At 64.2% G+C, this 16,015-nt stretch carries 13 protein-coding genes; 5 read left to right on the top strand and 8 right to left on the bottom strand.

Annotated elements, in window-relative coordinates; translation table 11 throughout:
* Window positions 1–131: 131 nt before the first annotated feature.
* The 3 genes from ABI213_RS14890 to ABI213_RS14880 form a co-directional block, all read right to left on the bottom strand.
* Entirely contained in the window at window positions 132–2,054 is a 1,923-nt protein-coding gene (locus ABI213_RS14890) for a PrkA family serine protein kinase (protein WP_348006208.1), read from the bottom strand.
* A 189-nt stretch (window positions 2,055–2,243) separates the two neighbouring features.
* On the bottom strand, window positions 2,244–2,957 hold the full coding sequence (gene serB, locus ABI213_RS14885) for a phosphoserine phosphatase SerB (protein ID WP_348006207.1): 714 nt from the start codon (window positions 2,955–2,957) through the stop codon (window positions 2,244–2,246).
* Window positions 2,958–2,997: 40 nt separating this feature from the next.
* On the bottom strand, window positions 2,998–3,390 hold the full coding sequence (locus ABI213_RS14880; RefSeq protein ID WP_348006206.1) for a c-type cytochrome: 393 nt from the start codon (window positions 3,388–3,390) through the stop codon (window positions 2,998–3,000).
* Window positions 3,391–3,573: 183 nt separating this feature from the next.
* On the opposite strand from ABI213_RS14880, the gene ABI213_RS14875 reads away from it, so the two are divergent.
* Window positions 3,574–4,167, top strand: a complete 594-nt coding sequence (locus tag ABI213_RS14875; RefSeq protein WP_348006205.1) for a sigma-70 family RNA polymerase sigma factor — start codon at window positions 3,574–3,576, stop codon at window positions 4,165–4,167.
* 10 nt (window positions 4,168–4,177) lie between these two features.
* On the top strand, window positions 4,178–4,957 hold the full coding sequence (locus ABI213_RS14870) for an anti-sigma factor (protein WP_348006204.1): 780 nt from the start codon (window positions 4,178–4,180) through the stop codon (window positions 4,955–4,957).
* Window positions 4,958–5,198: 241 nt separating this feature from the next.
* Here ABI213_RS14870 and ABI213_RS14865 read toward each other — a convergent pair whose 3' ends face one another.
* Together ABI213_RS14865 and ABI213_RS14860 are read right to left on the bottom strand one after the other, a co-directional pair.
* Window positions 5,199–6,260: a hypothetical protein gene (locus tag ABI213_RS14865; protein WP_348006203.1), complete on the bottom strand. Its 1,062-nt coding sequence runs from the start codon at window positions 6,258–6,260 to the stop codon at window positions 5,199–5,201.
* Window positions 6,257–6,547 carry a hypothetical protein gene (locus ABI213_RS14860; RefSeq protein ID WP_348006202.1) on the bottom strand — a complete coding sequence of 97 codons (291 nt, stop codon included), beginning with the start codon at window positions 6,545–6,547 and terminating at the stop codon, window positions 6,257–6,259. Before ABI213_RS14860 ends, ABI213_RS14865 begins: the two co-directional genes overlap by 4 nt.
* A 365-nt stretch (window positions 6,548–6,912) precedes the next feature.
* On the opposite strand from ABI213_RS14860, the gene ABI213_RS14855 reads away from it, so the two are divergent.
* Window positions 6,913–7,353 (top strand): globin family protein, encoded by a 441-nt coding sequence (locus ABI213_RS14855; RefSeq protein WP_348006201.1) that lies wholly within the window; start codon window positions 6,913–6,915, stop codon window positions 7,351–7,353.
* Between the two features lie 13 nt (window positions 7,354–7,366).
* On the opposite strand, the gene ABI213_RS14850 is transcribed toward ABI213_RS14855, so the two are convergent.
* Both ABI213_RS14850 and ABI213_RS14845 read right to left on the bottom strand, forming a co-directional pair.
* Entirely contained in the window at window positions 7,367–8,938 is a 1,572-nt protein-coding gene (locus ABI213_RS14850; RefSeq protein WP_348006200.1) for a PAS domain S-box protein, read from the bottom strand.
* Window positions 8,939–8,947: 9 nt separating this feature from the next.
* Window positions 8,948–9,730: a response regulator gene (locus ABI213_RS14845; RefSeq protein WP_348006199.1), complete on the bottom strand. Its 783-nt coding sequence runs from the start codon at window positions 9,728–9,730 to the stop codon at window positions 8,948–8,950.
* A gap of 108 nt (window positions 9,731–9,838) precedes the next feature.
* Here ABI213_RS14845 and ABI213_RS14840 point away from each other — a divergent pair, with 108 nt between their 5' ends.
* Complete coding sequence (locus ABI213_RS14840; RefSeq protein ID WP_348006198.1) at window positions 9,839–11,083, top strand: TIGR03862 family flavoprotein; 1,245 nt, start codon at window positions 9,839–9,841, stop codon at window positions 11,081–11,083.
* A gap of 42 nt (window positions 11,084–11,125) precedes the next feature.
* Here the strand turns inward: ABI213_RS14840 and ABI213_RS14835 are convergent, their stop codons facing one another.
* Window positions 11,126–12,016 (bottom strand): DMT family transporter, encoded by an 891-nt coding sequence (locus ABI213_RS14835; RefSeq protein ID WP_348006197.1) that lies wholly within the window; start codon window positions 12,014–12,016, stop codon window positions 11,126–11,128.
* 174 nt (window positions 12,017–12,190) lie between these two features.
* Between ABI213_RS14835 and ABI213_RS14830 the strand changes: the two genes are divergently transcribed.
* A complete protein-coding gene (locus ABI213_RS14830) occupies window positions 12,191–15,913 on the top strand; it encodes a hypothetical protein (RefSeq protein ID WP_348027668.1) in 3,723 nt (1,240 codons plus the stop codon).
* Window positions 15,914–16,015 lie beyond the last annotated feature (102 nt).

Below are 16,015 nucleotides of genomic sequence, written 5' to 3'. Positions count from 1 at the left end.
CGGCAACCGCCTTGCGGATCTGGCCTTTGAAGCGCTGGATGAAACGGCTGCGGTTGACCGAGCTTTTGTGCTTGCTGTCAAACCGGCGGTCTACTATTCGAACGGTCATAGAGACTCCGGTGGTGATGGTTCTAGGAAGACTTGCGAACCCGTAAATACCATTCGCACAGCAGCCGCACCTGCTTCTCGGTGTAGCCCTTGGTGATCATGCGGTTCACGAAGTCTTGGTGCTTCTTCTGCTCGTCGCCGCTACCCTTGGCGTTGAACGAGATCACCGGCAGCAGTTCTTCGGTGTTGGAGAACATCTTCTTCTCGATCACCGCGCGCAGCTTTTCGTACGAGGTCCACAGCGGGTTGTGGCCGTCTTGCCGGGCGCGGGCGCGCAGCACAAAGTTGACCACCTCGTTGCGGAAATCTTTGGGGTTACTGATGCCGGCGGGCTTTTCGATCTTTTCCAGCTCGTCGTTCAGCGCGCTGCGGTCCAGCATTTCGCCGGTGTTGGGGTCGCGGTATTCCTGGTCCTGGATCCAGAAGTCGGCGTAGACCACGTAGCGGTCAAAGATGTTTTGCCCATACTCGGAATAGCTCTCCAGGTAGGAGGTCTGAATCTCTTTGCCGATGAACTCGGCGTAGCGTGGCGACAAAAACTCCTTGATGTAGCGCAGGTACTTTTCTTCGACTTCGGGCGGGTACTGCTCTTGCTCGATTTGTTGCTCCAGCACGTACATCAGGTGCACCGGGTTGGCAGCGACCTCGCGGTGGTCAAAGTTGAAGACGCGCGACAAGATTTTGAAGGCGAAGCGGGTGGAGAGACCCGTCATGCCCTCGTCCACCCCGGCAAAGTCGCGGTACTCCTGGTAGCTTTTGGCCTTGGGGTCGGTGTCTTTGAGGTTCTCGCCGTCGTAGACCCGCATCTTCGAGAAACTGCTGCTGTTCTCCGGCTCTTTCAGGCGCGACAGCACCGAGAACTGCGCCAGCATGCGAAGGGTGTCGGGCGCGCAGGGTGCCTTCACCAACGACGAGTTTTCCACTAGCTTTTCGTAGATGTGGATCTCATCTGACACGCGCAGCGAGTACGGCACCTTGACGATGTAGATGCGGTCTAAAAAGGCCTCGTTGTTGCGGTTGTTTTTGAAGGCCTGCCACTCGGCCTCGTTCGAGTGGGCCAGGATCAGGCCGTCGAACGGAATCGCGCCAAAGCCTTCGGTGCCCTTGTAGTTGCCCTCTTGGGTGGCGGTGAGCAGGGGGTGCAAGACCTTGATGGGCGCCTTGAACATTTCCACAAACTCCAAAATGCCCCGGTTCGACAGGCACAGCCCGCCCGAATACGAATAGGCATCGGGATCGTCTTGCGAATAGGTCTCTAGCTTGCGGATGTCTATCTTGCCGACCAGGGCCGAGATGTCCTGGTTGTTTTCGTCGCCGGGTTCGGTCTTGGACACCGCAATTTGCGACAGCACCGAGGGGCGTAGCTTCACCACCCTAAATTGCGTGATGTCGCCGCCAAATTCCTGCAGGCGCTTCACCGCCCAGGGGCTCATGATGGTGCCCAGATAGCGGCGCGGGATTTTGTAGTCAGATTCCAGCAGATCCGCATCCTCGGCCGGGTTGAACAGGCCCAGCGGCGACTCGTGCACCGGCGAGCCCTTGATGGCGTAGAACGGCACTTTTTCGATCAGCGCCTTGAGCTTCTCGGCCAGCGACGATTTGCCGCCGCCTACCGGCCCCAGCAGGTACAGGATTTGTTTCTTTTCCTCCAGACCCTGCGCCGCGTGGCGGAAGTAGGCGACGATGTGCTCGATCACTTCTTCCATGCCGTACAGGTCTTTGAAGCTGGGGTAGACCTTGAGCACCTTGTTGGCAAAGATGCGCGACAAACGGGGGTCGGTGCGGGTGTCTACCAGTGCGGGCTCGCCAATCGCCATCAACATGCGCTCGGCCACGCTGGCGTAGGCTGAGGGGTCGCGCTTGCACAACTCCAGGTAGTCTTGAACCGACATTTCCTCTTCCTGTGCCTCGGTAAAGCGGCCTTGGTAGCGGGTGAAAATGGTCATGGCATTCTCCTAGGTGTTGTGCTGTCTATGGTCGTATGGGTCTGAGTCGCAAGGCTCGTGAGAAGTTCTTTTTTTATGTGTTTTAAGACTCACGCAGCGGGCCGCGTAAGTCCTGTATGTTTTTCAATCAGCTTTGAAATCATCATAGAGCCTTAGCCCTAGCGCGTGTCAAGTAAGGTCAAAGGCCATTTAGACCAGTATCTCTAGCAGCCGGTCCAGTCCACCCGTATTGATGGCGACCATTGCCTGGGCCCGCACCGCCGGTTTCGCGTGGTACGCCACCGATAAACCGGCCACGCCCATCATGGGTAAATCATTGGCGCCGTCTCCCATGGCGATGGCCTGGTGCGGGCCAATGCCCATCTTGGCGCAGGTTTCCAACAGCATCTTGCGCTTCTCGTCGCCGTCGCAAATGTCGCCCCAGGGCTGGTCCACCATGCGGCCCGTGAGCAGGCCATCCACGGTTTCCAGGTGGTTTGAGCGGGTGGCATCAATGTGCAATAAGTCACGAATCCGGTTGGTAAAAAATGTAAAGCCGCCGCTCACCAGCAACACCTGCATGCCCGCCGCCTTGCAGGCTGCCACCAAAGCCGCGGCACCGGGGTTGAGCTGCAGGCGCTGGGTGTAGACCTGTTCCATGCTGGCCACGCTCACGCCCTTGAGCAGGGCCACGCGCTGGCGCAGGCTTTCTTTGTAGTCGGTGATTTCGCCGCGCATAGCGGCTTCGGTGATGGCCGACACCTCGGCTTTGCGGCCGGCCGCGTCGGCAATTTCGTCCACGCATTCGATGTTGATCAGGGTCGAATCCATGTCGAACGCGATCAGTTTAAAGTCGGCCAGGCGCAGCGGTGGGGTGATGCCTTGGATGACAAGGCCGGGGGATATTTCTAGCAAAGAGGGCATGGCAAAACCGGTTAAAAAAGATGCCGTATTTTGCTTGAGCTTATTTGGCCGCTGGGGTCAGCGTGGCCAGGTAGGCCACCACATCTTCGCGGTCGCGGGCGGACTCCAGGTTGAAGTCCATGCCCTGCCCAGGAATCAGCGCCTCGGGGTCTTGCAGCCAGGCCAGCAGGTTGGCACGGGTCCATACCAGCTTGCTCTTGCGCAGCGCGGGCGAATAGTCAAAGCCGGGCACGCTGCCCGCCTTGCGGCCCACCACGCCCAGGTGCATGGGGCCGGTGAGGTTGTAGTCCACGCTGTGGCAGGCGGTGCAATGGGCGGCGTACAGCGCCTGGCCTTGCGCTACCGATTGGGCGCTGGCCGGTCCGGCGGCCCACAGGGCGAGTAATACAAAGGGGAGGCGGTGCAGGGGGCGGACTTCAGAAAATAGGTGCATATAGACGAAACGGATAGCTGGACTGCGCCATCGCAGCCATTAGGGTAATTACGTAGCATTGCATAAAGTGGATGCAAAAACCTTACAGAAATACTGGGTTATTAGGGTCTGAATCCAAAGCTTAATAGTGCCCGTATTCCCTGCATTGGAATCTACCTCTGGATATGTCTGACAATCCGGCCCATGCGTCCAACCACACCCGCCTATTCGCTCAACCCCGACACCGAACTCATGGAACTGCTAGACCGAGTCGCCAACCGCGATGCCTCCGCCTTGAAAGCGTTGTACGAGCACACCTCGTCCAAGCTCTACGGGCTGGCCGTGCGCGTGGTGGGCAACCGGGAATGGGCCGAAGACGTGTTGCAAGAAGCCTTTATGACCATCTGGCGCGCCGCAGGCGACTACCGCGCCACCCTCAGCCCGCCGATGGCCTGGCTGGGGCTGATCGTGCGCAGCCGGGGGTTGGACTTTTTGCGCCGCCGCACGGCCGACCGCAGTGGCGTGACGCAAGAGCTCGACGACGTGATGGCCGAAACGCTAGAGGGCGACAGCCCCAACCCCATGGACACCACCAACGCCAGCCAACAAGCTTGGGCGCTGCACCAGTGCATGGCCCGGTTGGAAAACCGCCAGCGCGAGGTGGTCAGCCTGGCCTATCTGCGCGACCTCAGCCACGGCGAGCTGGCCGAACAGCTCAAGCTGCCTTTGGGCACGGTGAAGACCTGGATCCGACGCGGGCTGGAACAGCTGCGCACCTGCATGGCACGGTTTGCGTGAGGGCCTGGCCATGAACCTCATTCAACACCCCGAACTCCTCGACAAACTGGCCGCCAGCTACGCCCTGGGCACGCTACGTGGTGGCGCCCGCCGCCGCTTTGAAACCCTGGCCCGCGAACAGGCCCCGGTGCGCGCTGCGGCCCTGATCTGGCAGGCCCGCATCGGCAGTGTGGCCGAGCTGCAAACCCAGATACTGCCCGAGCCGGTGGTGTGGACGCGCATCGACAATCTGGTGCGCGCCGATCTTGAGCGCCAGGCCATGCGCGACGCGCAGGTGGTTACCACTCCGCCGCCTGCTGTGGGTTGGTTCCGCAACCTGTTCGTTTGGCGCGGTGCAGCGGCTGCCGGTGTGGCGGCCGCGGTGCTCGCCATGGTGGTCGGCGTGGATCAACGTGCGCAACTGGGCACCCAAATCGCCAGCCTGCAGACCCAGTTACAAAGCACACCGCAGATCAAATACGTAGCCGTGCTGGCCGACGGCAAGGCCGACCCGTCCATGCTGGTGACTTTCGACGCGACTAACCACAAGTTGCTGCTGCAGCGTGTAGGCGGCTACCAGGAAGCCAGCGACAAGTCGCTGCAGCTCTGGGCCTTGCCACCGTCCGGAGGGCCGCGTTCGCTGGGCGTGCTGGGAACCGACAAACTGCTGCGCCTGAGCGCCGGCGAGGGCGATGTCCACGAAGTTCCCACCCTGGCCATCAGCCTCGAGCCCAAGGGCGGCGTGCCGAGTGCCGGTGGGCCGACCGGGCCGGTGCTGTTCAAGGGTGCTTTGATCCAGAAGATGCTTTAAAAGGCCATTTTTCAGGTATCAAATAAGCCGCTGGCGCAGATAGCACCGGCGCGAAATGCTCATCTTTTTACTATCAAAAAATATAGCAATCCGCTGGATGACGCGGGCGCGAGCATATGGGGTGGATCACGATTGCCCGCTGTGCTCATCTGCGCATCTCGGGAGGGCCCTGTGAGCGAAATCGGCGGTGCTTTGTGCCGCGTCGCGCCTAGGGCGCGAAGGAGGTTGCGATTGGCTGTTGCTATGGCGCTGGAAACCAAGGCGTTTGTGGCGCGGCTTCTTCGGGGTGGACGACCCACAGCTGTGAACTACAGGGCTGGCACCAGAAGAGCGCAGACTTTGGGTCGTACACCGAGCGGTCGATGTCATGGTGCTCGCCGTATAGCGCCAGCGCGGCGTTGCCAAACCGCTGGGCAAAGGCATCTTGACGGATGCAACAGTGGGCTGTGACGTCGGCGTTGTAGGTGCGGCGTACAACCAGGTGGGTGGCCCGCATTGCGCGCTCTATGGGCTGCAAGTGCACGCAGGTGGCGGTGCTGCGCGGGTCTTCGCTGTAGGCAATCTGCGCATCAGACCAGGGTTCGCCTTTGCGTATCCGTTCGGCGTATTTGCGTAGCGCGGGGTCCGCATCCATGGTGGCCAGCCGCTGGCGCTGGGTGGCGGCATAGTCGGGCCGGGATGGGCCAAACCAGTGGGACCGGAGGGCCCAAGGTGCGGGTCGGCTGGTGCGCATTAGCCGGGTGCCGATGCCCGTCAGCATCAGCATCAGCACTACCGCTGCAACAGCCAGCGCCACCGGAAACACCGCCTCCACCTCCACGGGCGCTGGCATGTCGGCCAACCAGAAAGCCAAACGCAGCACGATGCCAAACCCGGCGGCCACGCTGGCCATTACCACCAGCAGGCCGCCGTAGCCCGAGAGCAGGCTCTGCACTGGCGATGGCGGTGTGATCGTAGACACTTTTTTGGCGAAGGCAGGCTGGCGCAGCAGCGCCCACAAGCCATAAGCGCCCAGTGCGGTGCCCAGCGGAAACACCAGCAGCCAGAAAGCCGATACGCCGATAGCCAAGGGCCGGGCCCAGGGTTTGCCGTTGAGCAGCGCAATGCCGCCCACCAGGCCGGGCAGGCCGATCAGCGTGGCAAACAGGCCGAACACGGGCAGCACAAGCGACAGTTCCAGCCTATGGCCCGGCTCGGCCAGCAGCGTGGCGCACAGGCCGCCACCGACCAGCAACCCGGCGCCGCACAGGAGGATGTAAGCCCAGGCCAGCAGCCGCGCAGGCAGGCGCAAGGTAGCGGTCAATGGACATGCACTTCTATGGCGGCCAGGCGCAGGCTGCGGCGCAGGGCATGGACGTCATCCCGCAATTCTTCGGTACAGCCAATATCGTTCAGCAAGTGCGGCGCCAGGTGGCAGAGCAGGGTGGCACGGGCCAGTCGGCCGCGGGCCTCCACCTGACGTTGCCGCCAAGCATGAACCCAGCCACTGCAGTGGGCGTAGAACTGGTGCAACCAGTCTGGCTGCTGGATGGAAGAGGGTCTGCGTTTGAATGCGTAGCGTGGCGCGTGGCTGTGGGTGTTTAAGTGCATAGGGGTTCCTGTTCAGTGGTGTGTGCGCCGCCTTGGCGACGCGGGTAGTTGAAAGACTGCCAACTTGTAGCGACCGCTGCTGGGTGGGCAGATGGGCAATGTTCGCCAGCCCGTGTTTCACACGCACTGCGCGGGGGTTTCATTTGTTGCGTGACGGCGGATGCCGTCGGTGGTGGCCGCGCTGGCATCCAGGATTCAAGCTTTTTAGGCCTCCAGCGCAGGTAGTAACTGCGTAGACAGCTATGAAATGTGTAGCGATAGCGTCCGGATCAGGTCGCTGCAACAAACGAAACAAATCCATCGGGGCGGCGAAACCGGCATGCAACACGTGGCCTGGATGCTCCAGGCTTCAACCAAGGAAATCCATGACCCCCGAACAAATCACCCTCGTGCGCAGCAGTTTTGCCCTGGTGCGGCCCATCGCTCCGCAGGCCGCCGCGCTGTTTTACGACAACCTGTTTGCCGCCGATCCGCAATTGCGCCCCTTGTTCCACGGCGATATGGAGCACCAGGGTGAGCGCCTGATGAAGATGATCGGCGGCGCGGTGGAGCTGCTGGACCGGCCCCATGCCTTGTTGCCGGTGCTGCGCAACCTGGGTGCGCGCCATGGGGGCTACGGCGTGCAGGACCGACATTACGACACCGTGGGCGCGGCGCTGCTGAAGACGCTGGGCCAGGGGCTGGGCGAGGCGTTCACCGCGCCAACCCGGGATGCCTGGGCGGCGATGTACGGCGTGGTCAGCCGAACCATGCAAGAGGGCGCAGAGATCCCGGTAGAGCCAGCCAGGCTGGCGGTGGTGGCCTAATTCAAACCCAGTTTTACTCTGTTAACGCAGCTACCTTGGCCAGCAGGTCATCGCGGTAGAAGGGCTTGTCCAGCCAGTCGCAGTGCGAGCTTTGCAGAAAACTGCGCGCATCCGGCGACAGGGTGTCACCGGTGACGAACAGCATAGCCCGGGCCAGCTGCGGGTGCTGGGCCGACACAGCGCGCCACAGGCCGGGGCCGTCCATGTCTGGCATGCGCAGGTCGGAGACGATGGCGTCGAAGCGGACCATCTCCAGCATCTCCAGGGCCACGGCGCCCGACTCGGCGGTGGCGACCTCGTAACCCTCGTTTTCCAAAAGGAAGCGCATTAACTTGGCCAGCTCGGGCTCGTCGTCCACCACCAGCACGCGTTTTTGCGGTGCGGCCTGCAGCGCGGGCAACGGGGCGGGTGGGGTGTCTTCGGCATCGGCCACGCCGCTGATGGGCAGGCTCAGGCGAAAGCTGGCACCACCCTCGGCTGCGGCGGGCTCCAGTGTCAGATCGCCACCGTGGTCGCGCGCTAGGGTGCGCGATACCGTCAGGCCCATGCCAGTGCCGATACCTTCGGCCTTGGTGGTGAAAAAAGGTTCGAACACCCGTTCGCGCTCCAGCGCCGCCACGCCCGGCCCGTTGTCGGCCACCCGCAGCCAGACGCGTGGTTCGCGGTGGCTGCGCCGCGGCTCCAGTCCGGTCTGTACCTGCACCCGGCGTGTGCCTTGGGCGCTGGCCAGCGCCTGCTGGGCATTAACCAGTAGGTTCATCACCACCTGGCCGATCTGGTCGCCGTCTACATTGGCTTCGGGCAGGCCATCGGCCAGCACCAGATCCAGTGCGATCCCATGGCTGCGGTAGCCGTACTTCAGCATGTCGGTGGCGGCGCGCACCATGTCGTTCAGGTCCACGGGGCCCCGCACTGCGGGCCGGCTGCGCGCCATGTTCAGGAAGGTGCGGACGATGCGGCCGCAGCGGTCGGCGGCTTCGCGGATGCGCTGGGCGTCGGCCTGCAGGTCGGGTAGATGGGCGCATTTTTCTTCCAGCAGGCTGGCCCGCCCCATCACGATGGCCAGTGGGTTGTTCAGCTCGTGCGCCACACCGGCCAGCAGGCTGCCCATGGCGGTGAGTTTTTCGCTCTGCCGCAAGGCTTCGCGCTGGCGCTCGATCTGGGCGGCGGCGTTGTGCCGCTCGGACAGATCGGCGATCGACGCGGTGTAGAAGGTACTGCCCTCGGCATCGGTACGCCAGAGCACCATTTCCATCGGGAATTCGCTGCCGTCGGCGCGCGCCGCATGCATCTCCAGCCGCTTGCCCAGCACCCGCGCGGGCTGGCCGGTGTGCATGCGCTGCATGCCGGCCTGGTGGGCGGCGCGGAAGCGCTCTGGAATCATCACTTCGCTCACCGGTCGGCCCAGCACCTGGGCCCGGCTATAGCCAAACATGGCTTCGGCTGCGGGGTTGAATTCGACAATCTGCCCCCGTGCGTCGGTAGACACCAGTGCCGCCAGCGCGTGGTCGACGATGGCCGATTTCAGCGCTTCGGCGGTGCGCAGCTGGGCGGTGAGGGCGTGCAGGCTAGGGCTGGTCGGCATAGTCAGTGTTCAGTCGGAAGCTGTGGGGGTAAATACATAGCCCACGTTGCGCACGGTCTTGATCAGCTCGGGCTTGTCGGGGTTGCGCTCTATCTTGCGGCGCAGCCGCATGATGCGCAGGTCGATCGAGCGGTCGAACACATCCCAGCCGCGGTTGTGCGCTTGTTCCATGATCTGGTTGCGGTCCAGCGGGCGGTGCGGGTGGCGGGCAAACAGCGCCAGCAGGTCAAATTCGGCGGCACTGATTTCGATGTCGGCACCCGTAGCATTCAGCAGCCGACGCTGGTCCAGGTCCAGCAGGCAGTCGCCAAAAGCCACGCGCCGGGTGGTGGGCGTGGCGGCTAGCGGCGCGGGGGTGGAGGCTGCTGCGGTGGTTACGGCGGCGATGGCGGCGGTCGTAATTTCGGCGCGGCGCAGCACGGCGCGCACCCTGGCCAGCAGCTCGCGCATGTCAAAAGGTTTGGGTACGTAGTCGTCGGCTCCTAGCTCCAGCCCAACGATGCGGTCTACCGCGTCAACCGCCGTGGTCAGCATCACCAGGCCCATACGCGGATGGGTTTCGCGCAGCCAGCGCGCCAGCGACAAGCCGTTTTCGCCCGGCATGTGGATGTCGAGCAGCGCCAGTGCGGGCAATTCCTCGGCCACCAGGGCCCGGGCGGCGGCGGCATGCGGGGCGGTGCGCACCTGGAAGCCGTGGCGGCCAAAGTACTCGGCTAGCAGCGCGCACAGCTCGGGTTCGTCGTCGACGACCAGCAGCGTGGGGCTGGCGCTACTGGGAGTCTGTTGCATCATGGTGTAGCAGAGGGGTGTGGCCTGGGTAAACCAGTGTAACGAGCGCCCCGCAGTTTGTTGCATGCCGCGCGCGTGGTGAAATCGGGGCTATCAACCATGAAAGATGCAATGCAAAAAGAAGTAAAGCCCACGGGCAGCACCGCGCTGGTGATTGGCGGGGGCCCTGCAGGCTTGATGGCGGCGGAGGTGCTGGCCAAGGCGGGGGTGGCGGTGCAGTTATGCGATGCGATGCCCTCGGTGGGGCGCAAATTTTTGCTGGCGGGCAAGGGCGGGCTGAATCTGACGCATTCCGAGCCGGCCGAACTCTTCGCCACCCGCTACGGCACGCGCCAGGAACAGGTCAGCCCCTGGCTACACGACTTGGGCGCGGCGCAACTACGCGACTGGGCTAAAGAGCTGGGTATCGACACTTTTGTCGGCAGCTCGGGCCGGGTATTTCCGACGGACATGAAATCGGCCCCGCTGCTGCGCGCCTGGCTGCACCGCCTGCGCGTGGCCGGGGTGCAGTTCCACATGCGCCACCGCTGGGTGGGGCTGGAGGGCAACACCTGGACCTTCGACACCCCCAAAGGGCCGGTGCAGATGACGGCCGATGCGGTGGTGCTGGCCCTGGGCGGCGGCAGCTGGGCGCGGCTGGGGTCGGATGGCGCCTGGGTGCCTTTGTTGCAGGCCGCCAAAGTGCCGGTGGTGCCGCTGGTGCCCGCCAACTGCGGCTTTGATGTGGCGGGCTGGACGGAGCATTTCAGCAGCCGCTTCGCCGGGCAGCCGTTCAAAACTGTGGCGCTGTCGTTCACCAACAGCCAGGGCGATACCTTCCGCCGCCAGGGCGAGTTTGTCGCCACCGCCACGGGCATCGAAGGCAGCCTGGTCTACGCGGTATCGAACCTGGTGCGTGACGAAATTGCCTTGCACGGCCACGCCACGGTGCTGCTGGATTTGCTGCCCGACAAAACGCCGGAGCGGGTGCTGGCCGACGTGGCCCATCCGCGCGGCACCCGTTCGCTGTCCAGCCACCTGAAAAGCCGCCTGGGGCTGGAAGGCATCAAGGCGGGCATCTTGCACGAGCTGTTGGACAAGGCTGCTTTCCAGAACCCGGCTGCTCTGGCCGCCGCAATCAAAGCTTTGCCGATCCGCCTGGTGGCTACCCGGCCCATCGACGAGGCCATCAGCACCGGCGGGGGCATCGCCTTCGAGGCCCTCAGCCCCGACCTGATGCTGGAGCCGCTGCCCGGCGTATTTGCCGCAGGCGAAATGCTGGACTGGGAAGCCCCCACCGGCGGCTACCTGCTCACGGCGTGCATGGCCAGCGGTGCCAGAGCCGGACAAGGGGCTTTAAGCTTTTTAGGCCGCTAGCGCAGGCGCCATCTGCGCTGGCAGCTATACAAAGCCTAGCGCCTACCCCGCGCGTCCGGTGGGCTCCACAATCACCAGCGCAATGCCACAGACCAGCAAACCCGCGCCGGTCCAAAAGGCCGCCGCCGGGGTTTCGGCAAAAAACACGTAGCCTAACGTAGGGCTGAACAGCAGCAGCGAAAAGCTGCCCGCTTCCACCGCCGATGCATCGCCCGCGCGGTAGGCAAAAAAGTACGACAGGTAAATGCCTGAAGCGGAAAGCCCGACGATGGGCAGCAGCACCCACAGCGCGGGCGGCACGCTGGGCAGGGCGAAGCCGCTGAGCACACCAAAGCTGATCCAGCAGGCCGTCTGGCTCCAGGTGAGGATGGCGATGGGGTGCTCGTGGCCCGAGTATTTTTTCAGCACCACGCCCAGCATGGCTTCCATCAGCGCGCCAAACAAGGCCACCAGCGCGGCGGGCTGGAAGGCTCCGGCTCCGGGCTGAAGAATAGCCAGCACGCCGCCAAAACCCACCGCCACACCTAGCCAGCGCAGCCAGTGCGGGCGCTCACCCAGCAGCCATACGCCCAGCGGCAGCATGAACAGCGCACCGGTCATCAGGTAGGCGCTGGCTTCGGCCAGGGGCAGGTGCGACACCGCCCAGGCCGCGCACCCGGCCGAGGTGACGATAAAGCCCGCGCGCAGCAGGTGCATGCGCGGGTTGCGGGTGCGGATGACGCGGCCGCGCGTCCAGGCGATCAGCGGGGCCACCATCAGCAAAACCACGGTGGACTGCAAAAAAAGCACCTGCCGGGGCGCAATGCCTTCGGCCATCAGGCGTTTGTTGCAAGCGTCCAGCACCGACCAGCACAGCATGGCCAGCACCACCAGCAGCACGCCCCGGGTATTGCCCGCCAGGCCGTGCCAGCGGGTCGATAAAAGTTTCAGCATGGGCACAAGCATACGTTGGTTTACAAGGTTTTTAGGCCACCAGCGCAGATTGCACCTGCGCAAGCAGCTATTTTTTGTGTAGCGCTTGACTATACAGGTTTGTAGTGAATAGTGGGGATGCAGGGTGTGGGGCAGGGGTTCAGAATGGACCACCCGCCGCCGCCGGAGAATTCCATGCCACCAGCCCCGCACCCCGACAGTCTGCAAGCGCTTTGCGCGGCCGAGCAGGCGGCGGTGCTGGCGCGTCGGCAGCACGTGCTGGCCCAGCCACCAGTCTCCGGTGCAGTCGGCCCAGCCGATACCAGCGACCTGGACCTGCCCCGCGTGGGCTTGGCCTTGTCAGGCGGCGGTGTCCGCAGCGCGACCTTCGCCCTGGGGCTGATGCGCGGCCTGGCGCAAAACCGCTGTGGCAGCGGCAGTGTGTCGCGGGGCCTGGCCCGCGACGGCTTGCTGGGGCGGCTGGACTATTTGTCCACGGTGTCGGGTGGTGGTTATATCGGGGCCATGTGGGGGCGGCTGGTGGACACCTACGGCATCCAGGCCGCGCAAAAGCTGATGGCCGACGGGGCCTCGCCGGTGCTGGCCTGGTTGCGCCGCAACGGCCGCTATCTGAACCCCTCTGGTTCGCGCGACACTGGTACGGCGGTGGCCACCTACCTGCGGGCCTGGCTGGCGATCCACACCGAGCTGATGTTTACCTGCTTTGCGCTGGGCTTGCTGGTGCTGGCGCCGCACCTGCTGCAGCACCGCCTGCAGTGGTTGACCGGCTGGGCGGCCTGGCATACGCCGTGGTGGGTGCTGTCGCTGGTGGTGGCGCTGGCTTTGGTCCCGGGTCTGATTGCGGGCTACTGGGCGGCCCGCGACGCGGGTGGCGACAAGGCGCTGGTAACGCACCACCTGGGCCTGCGCGATGCCGTGTTTGTACTGGTGGCCGGGCTGTGCACGGCGCTGCTGTGGGGCAGCGTGGCGGCGGCGGGCCTGGGCACATCGGTGGCGCAGGGGCCGGGCTGGCTGAATGCCTGCGCGCTGGGCATGGGCTCGCTGACCCTGGGCCAAGCGGGCGTGGTGCTGTGGCTTTGGCGTTCGCGCAACGCATCGCATTCGCTGCTGGTCGCCAAAATCCGCCATCTGCTCACCAGCGCCTTGCGCGGGGCTTTGCTGTTGGCCCTGGCTTTGCTGGCCCTGGGTCTGCTGGATTTGCTGAGCTGGTGGCTGCTGGAAGCCTGGCTGGAGGCGCTGGACGACCGGCGCGACGGCAACCCGTCGTGGCTGTGGGGCGGTCTGGGCGTGGGCGGCTTTGTGTTGCTGGTGCTGCGTAACCTGGTGCAGCCGCTGCAGCAAATGGCCGCCGAAACCAGCAAGCAAAAGCAGAACTGGGTGCCCCGGCTGGTCAACTCGGCCAGTTTGCTGGCCTGCGTGCTGCTAGGGCTGGGCTGGCTGGTGCTGGTGCAGTGGTTTGTGTTCGCGTTGAACCCGTTTGGGGTGTTTGTGGATGTGCCCGCCGTGCTGCGGGCCGGGCTGTTGCTGGCGGCCTGGACCACCTGGATGGTGCTGACGGCGGCGAATGCGCAAATGGCCAATTCGTCGTCATTGCACAGCTTTTACCGCGCCCGGCTGGTGCGCGCCTACCTGGCTGCGGGCAACAAAAACCGCCACATGGACGACCCCGGCAAACCACGCTCCGACGTGACCCAGGTGGTGGAGGGCGACGACATGCACATGCAGTCTTACGCGCCAGAGCGAAAAGGCGGCCCCATCCATCTCGTCAACACCTGCCTGAACCAAACCCGCGACTACCGCAGCGGCCTGTACAACGCCGACCGCAAAGGCGCGGCCATCACCGCCAGCTGGCGTGGCTTCGAGGTGGGACCCGACAACTTCATCGCCCAAAAGAAGGGCCAGGATGTGGGCACCTTGGGCCGCTGGGTGGCGGTGTCGGGCGCAGCTGCATCGCCGGGGGCAGGGGCCTACACCTCGCGGGGCCTGGCGCTGCTGCTGTACCTGCTGGGCGTGCGCCTGGGCCACTGGATGCGCGCCCCCACCAAGAGCCCGGACCTGAAGCTGGCCAGCTGGTTTGGCTGGCGCTGGTGCCCCAAGCCGATGATGCTGTTCAACGAGGCGCTGGCTACCTTTTACGGGGTGGAGCGGCCTTGGTGGTATCTGTCGGACGGCGGGCACTTTGAAAACACCGGCGTGTATGCCCTGCTCAAGCGCGAGCTGGATTTCATCATCCTGTCCGATGCCAGCTGCGACCCCGACTACGAGTTTGGCGACCTGGAAAACATGGTGCGCAAGGCCCGCATCGACTTTGGGGCCGAGATCGACTTCTACAGCCACACCGAGGCCGCCCGGGTGTTGACCCGGCTGTTCACCCAAGAGCGCCGCGAGGTCACGGTGTTGTCGCCCGAAGACATGCCGGACAACCATTCCTGCCGGGGCGTGATGCTGGCGCGTATACGCTACCGCCCGCGGCCTGGGGCGGGCGGGGCCGAGTTCCGCCCCGAAGGTACGCTGCTGGTGGTTAAACCTAATCTGCACGATGCGCTGGACGTGGACCTGCTGGCCTACAAGCAAAAGCACCCCGGTTTTCCGCACGAATCCACCGCCGACCAGTCATTTGACGAAGCCCAGTGGGAGAGCTACCACCGCCTGGGGGAAGACTTTGGCCGTGCCATGACCGATGAATGGCTGGCCCTGCTGCCAGGCTGGCGCAGCCCGGCCCACCACGGCATGCAGGTGGCCGCCCGGCTGGGTGGCGAAAAAACCGGCGACGCCAAACCGTCCGAGCCGCTGTGGCGGCGCGGCGTACGGGCCACGGCCATTGGCACCACGCTGGGCCTGGGAGCCTCGGGCACCTTGATCGTCTCCCTGTGGCAAGTGCAAGACCAGTTACAGCGCAAAAGCAACGACCTACAGACCGACACCAGCCAGCTGTACGCCAAAGTATCCGAAAAACTGGACACCCTGGAGGATGCCTGCCCCAAGCTGCCCCAGCACATGTTGACCCAAACCGAAGACCTGCTGGGCCGCCGCGACAGCCCCGCCATGCGCCGGGTCGATGCCTCTGGCGTGGAGCGGCTGGTGGAGCAGATCACTGGGCAGTGCGCCAAACTGGAGAACTATTTCGTCTGCAGCAACGCCATCCAGCAAAGGGTCCAAGACCTGTGCAGCCTGGTCAAAAAACCTGCCATTCTGAGCAGTGCCATGGGCTATTGGGTCAACGGTGCCAGCCCCGACGACCAGGCACGGGCCGGTAAAAAACTGCAGGATGCCCTGGGCCAAAAATGGGATGCCTTGGGGGTGATGGCCTTGTTCCAGCTGTCGGTGGCGCCGCCCAGCGTGGACTCGACATATCCGCCACCGCCTGTGGTTCAGCTCCCGCCGGTCGTGGTGCCGGTGGACCCCAGCGTGCCGGACACCAAGGCCCAGGCCGTCGCCCAGGCCTGTACTGGCAAAACCACGCTGTACATCCAGGTGTACGACCCGGCATCGTTTGCGGCGGCCAATGTGCTGCGCGACACCTTGAACCTCCAAGTCAGCGCCGCCGTGCAGGTGGCCCCGGTAGAAAACGTGGTGCGCAGCGCCGACCTGCGTCAGCAGCGCCGCCCCGAGCCCTGGCCCAAGCCCACCTTTGTGCTGCACGACCGCAGCAATCCGGGTGTTGCGGCCACCCCAACCGGCAGCCAGGCCTGCGCCAAGGCTTTGTCGCAGTACCTGGGCCCGCCATGGGTGCTGCCCGGTGCACCCGACCAGGTGTGGATACGCAATTTGCCCGACGTGCTGAAAGCCACACCGGGTGTGATCGAGCTGTGGCTACCCTCCGTAGCCAGCAAAAACGCCGAGCGGACAATGGACTACGCCAATTCCCCCCTGGCGATGGCCATGGTGGGAGAGTGATTTTTTGGAGGGAGGCGGGTGCCCAGAACAGGGACCCGAAAGAAAAGGGGGTTGACGAACCTTACCCCGGCACTGGCTCCACAGTTAGGGCTGCTTGGTTCC

It is taken from the genome of Rhodoferax sp. (assembly GCF_039922535.1).
Taxonomy (GTDB): domain Bacteria; phylum Pseudomonadota; class Gammaproteobacteria; order Burkholderiales; family Burkholderiaceae_C; genus Rhodoferax_B.
The sequence above is the reverse complement of the archived record's forward strand: the minus strand, read 5'-3'. Positions and strand labels throughout refer to the sequence as shown.

Bases quoted from the DNA above. Each gene is read 5' to 3' on its own strand.
- ABI213_RS14890 (WP_348006208.1), bottom strand. From the start codon at position 2,054: ATGACCATTTTCACCCGCTACCAAGGCCGCTTTACCGAGGCACAGGAA.
- serB (WP_348006207.1), bottom strand. From the start codon at position 2,957: ATGCCCTCTTTGCTAGAAATATCCCCCGGCCTTGTCATCCAAGGCATC.
- ABI213_RS14880 (WP_348006206.1), bottom strand. From the start codon at position 3,390: ATGCACCTATTTTCTGAAGTCCGCCCCCTGCACCGCCTCCCCTTTGTA.
- ABI213_RS14875 (WP_348006205.1), top strand. From the start codon at position 3,574: ATGCGTCCAACCACACCCGCCTATTCGCTCAACCCCGACACCGAACTC.
- ABI213_RS14870 (WP_348006204.1), top strand. From the start codon at position 4,178: ATGAACCTCATTCAACACCCCGAACTCCTCGACAAACTGGCCGCCAGC.
- ABI213_RS14860 (WP_348006202.1), bottom strand. From the start codon at position 6,547: ATGCACTTAAACACCCACAGCCACGCGCCACGCTACGCATTCAAACGC.
- ABI213_RS14855 (WP_348006201.1), top strand. From the start codon at position 6,913: ATGACCCCCGAACAAATCACCCTCGTGCGCAGCAGTTTTGCCCTGGTG.
- ABI213_RS14850 (WP_348006200.1), bottom strand. From the start codon at position 8,938: ATGCCGACCAGCCCTAGCCTGCACGCCCTCACCGCCCAGCTGCGCACC.
- ABI213_RS14845 (WP_348006199.1), bottom strand. From the start codon at position 9,730: ATGATGCAACAGACTCCCAGTAGCGCCAGCCCCACGCTGCTGGTCGTC.
- ABI213_RS14840 (WP_348006198.1), top strand. From the start codon at position 9,839: ATGCAAAAAGAAGTAAAGCCCACGGGCAGCACCGCGCTGGTGATTGGC.
- ABI213_RS14835 (WP_348006197.1), bottom strand. From the start codon at position 12,016: ATGCTGAAACTTTTATCGACCCGCTGGCACGGCCTGGCGGGCAATACC.
- ABI213_RS14830 (WP_348027668.1), top strand. From the start codon at position 12,191: ATGCCACCAGCCCCGCACCCCGACAGTCTGCAAGCGCTTTGCGCGGCC.